The organism is Ruegeria sp. F5, from assembly GCF_056533845.1.
Window position 1 is genome coordinate 1 of the sequence record NZ_JBQFOU010000054.1, and the last position, 3,564, is coordinate 3,564.

General features: G+C 63.2%; 2 protein-coding genes. Both read left to right on the forward strand.

Annotation, left to right across the window (positions count from 1 at the left end; all coding sequences use genetic code 11):
* Positions 1–930: TAXI family TRAP transporter solute-binding subunit (locus tag ACR0K1_RS25380; RefSeq protein ID WP_480852288.1), on the forward strand; the 930-nt coding region annotated here is incomplete at its 5' end.
* 118 nt (positions 931–1,048) lie between these two features.
* Positions 1,049–3,564 (forward strand): TRAP transporter permease (locus ACR0K1_RS25385; RefSeq protein ID WP_480852289.1); only part of this gene is annotated, 2,516 nt, incomplete at its 3' end.

The following is a 3,564-nucleotide window of genomic DNA, read 5'->3' on the forward strand; positions in this document are numbered from 1 at the left end:
GCCGCCGCCTTTTTTGCGCCTGCGGCGTATTCTGAGGAGTTCATCACGATTGGGACGGGTGGTGTAACGGGTGTTTATTATCCGACGGGCGGAGCGATTTGCCGGTTGGTGAACAAGGGTCGGAAAGAGCATGGGGTTCGGTGTTCTGTGGAATCGACCGGTGGGTCGGTTTACAACATCAACACCATTCGCGAGGGTGAGCTGGAGTTTGGTGTGGCGCAGTCGGACTGGCAGTATCATGCGTATAACGGCACCTCGAAGTTCGAGGATGCGGGTGCGTTTGACGGGCTGCGGGCGGTGTTCTCGGTGCATCCGGAACCGTTCACGGTTGTGGCGCGCGCCGATGCGGGCATTGCCAGCTTTGAGGACCTCAAGGGCAAGCGGGTGAACATCGGCAACCCCGGTTCGGGCCAGCGCGGCACGATGGATGTGGTTCTGGAAGCGATGGGCTGGACCATCGACGATTTCGAACTGGCGTCCGAGCTGAAGGCGGCCGAGCAGTCGGCGGCGCTGTGCGACAACCAGATCGATGCGATGATCTACACCGTGGGTCACCCCTCGGGCTCGATCCAGGAGGCGACGACCGCCTGTGACTCGGTGCTGGTGAATGTGACCGGCGAGGCCATCGACGGGCTGATCGACGGCAATTCATACTACCGCACCGCCACCATTCCGGGCGGGATGTATCGCGGCTCGGACGGGGACACCACGACCTTTGGCGTGGGCGCGACCTTTGTGACCTCGGCGGATGTGTCGGATGACGCGGTCTATGCGGTTGTCAGCTCGGTCTTTGAAAACTTCGACGACTTCAAGAAGCTGCACCCGGCCTTCGCCAACCTGCAGCCGGAAGAGATGATTGCCGATGGCCTGTCGGCACCGCTGCATCCGGGGGCCGAGAAGTACTACAAGGAAAAAGGCTGGCTGCAGTAAGCCGGACCTGATGCGGGGCGCGCCTGTGACGGGCGCGCCCCTTTTGCACACCCGGGGAGCTGGGTGAAGCCGAGGCCGAAACGGCCCGAAAGATCGCACAGCGACGGGGAGACGCCAGATGAGTTCCGACACCCAATCCAATCGCCCGCTATCCGAAGAAGAGCTTCAGGATCTGGTGGCCTCGTCCGATGCGGGCGCGCGCAACCCGGCGGGGAATGTCGGGGTCTTCCTGGCCATCGTGGCGGTGCTGTGGTCGGTCTTTCAGGTGGTGCTGGCCTCGCCCCTGTCGAATGTGCTGCTGCCGGGCAGCGTGGTGAACAACTCGCGCCAGATCCATCTGGCCTTTGCGATCTTTCTGGCCTTTGCGGCCTATCCGGCGCTGAAGTCGAGCCCGCGCAATTACATCCCCGTGCAGGACTGGATCATGGGCGTGGTGGGTGCGGGCATCGCGCTTTACGGCTATATTTTCTATGAAAAACTGGTCGACAATGGCCTGCTGGCCGATGATGTCGACAAATGGGTGGCGCTGGGGGGCCTGCTGCTGCTGTTCGAGGCCGCGCGCCGCGCGCTCGGGCCCGCGATGGCGATCATTGCCACGATTTTCCTGGCTTACGTGTTCTTCGGCTCATCCGACTGGGTGCCGGAAGTGATCCAGTGGAAGGGCGCCAGCCTGAAAAAGGCGATGAGCCATATGTGGATCACCTCCGAGGGTGTCTTTGGCATCGCTTTGGGTGTCTCGACCAAGTTCGTCTTCCTGTTCGTGCTGTTCGGCGCGCTTCTGGATAAGGCGGGTGCGGGCAATTACTTCATCAAGATGGCCTTTGGCGCGCTGGGGCACCTGCGCGGCGGTCCGGCCAAGGCGGCTGTGGTGGGCTCGGCGGCCACGGGCCTGATCTCGGGGTCTTCCATTGCCAATGTGGTGACCACCGGCACCTTCACCATCCCGCTGATGAAGCGGGTGGGCTTTTCCAGCGAACAGGCGGGCTCGGTCGAGGTCGCCTCATCCGTGAACGGCCAGATCATGCCGCCGGTGATGGGGGCTGCGGCCTTCCTGATGGTGGAATATGTGGGCATTTCCTATGTCGAGGTGATCACCCACGCCTTCCTGCCGGCGGCAATCTCCTACATCGCGCTGGTCTATATCGTGCATCTGGAGGCGGTGAAGCGGAACATGCCGACGCTGGGCAACCGCGTCGTTTCGATGGGGCGCACGATCGGCGGCATGGCGCTGTTCTTCGTGGGCTTTGCCGGGCTCTGCTACGGCATTCAATACCCGATCAAGGCGGTGATTGCGCTGATGCCCGATGCCTCGGGTCTGGTGCTGTCGGCGCTGGTTGTGGCGGCCTATCTGATCCTGCTGAAACTGGCGGCGGGCGTGGATGATCTGGTGCCCGACGATCCCAACGCCAAAGAGGTCGAACTGCCGGTGATCGCCGAGATCTACAAGGCCGGTCTGCATTACCTGCTGCCGATCATCGTGCTGGTCTACTTCCTGATGATCGAGCAGAAATCGCCGGGCCTGTCGGCCTTTTGGGCGACCTCGCTGCTGTTCGTGATCCTGCTGACGCAGAAGCCGCTGAAATCGATCTTCCGCGGCGAAAGCGACACCGCAAATGCCTTCATGGCCGGGGTCATCGACCTGTGGAACGGTCTGATCGACGGGGCGCGCAACATGATCGGCATCGCGCTGGCCACCGCCACCGCGGGCGTGATCGTGGGCACCGTGACGCTGACCGGCGTGGGCCAGGTGATGGCCGATCTGGTCGAGTTCCTGTCGGGCGGCAACCTGATCGCCATGCTGGCGCTGGTGGGCCTGCTGAGCCTGATCCTGGGCATGGGCCTGCCGACCACGGCGAACTATATCGTGGTCAGCTCGCTGATGGCCGGTGTGGTTGTCGAACTGGGCGCGCAGGACGGTCTGATCGTGCCGCTGATCGCGGTGCATCTGTTTGTGTTCTACTTCGGCATCATGGCCGATGTGACGCCGCCGGTGGGTCTGGCCAGCTTTGCCGCCGCCGCCGTGTCGGGCGGGGATGCGATCAAGACGGGCTTTACCGCCTTCTTCTATTCCCTGCGCACCGTGGCGCTGCCGTTTGTGTTCATCTTCAACACCGATCTGCTGCTGATCGATGTGGGCTGGGTGCAGGGCATTCTGGTGGCCGTGTCTGCCACTATCGCGATCCTGATCTTCACCGCCGGCACCATGGGCTGGTTCCTCACGAAGAACCGCATCTATGAAAGCGTGGCGCTGATCCTGATCGCCTTTGCGCTGTTCCGCCCGGACTTCCTGATGAACCGGATCGCGCCTCCGTTTGCGCAGATCGAACCGGCGCAGCTGGAACAGGCGGTGGGCGAGGCCGCCCCGGGCAGTTCCCTGCGGATCGAGGTCGCAGGTCCGGACTTCGACACCGGCAACATGACCGAGACCACCGTGGTGCTGACCATCGGAGACGAGGCCGACGGCGCCGCCCGCATCGAGGCCCTGGGCCTGATCCCGCTGGAAGAGGACGGCCTGGTCAAGCTCGACGAGCCGCTCTTCGGCACCCCGGTCGGCGATGAGCTGGACATGTTCGACTACTACGCCGACGACCCCGTCCGCATCACCAGCGTACAGGCGCCGCAGAACCAGCCGCC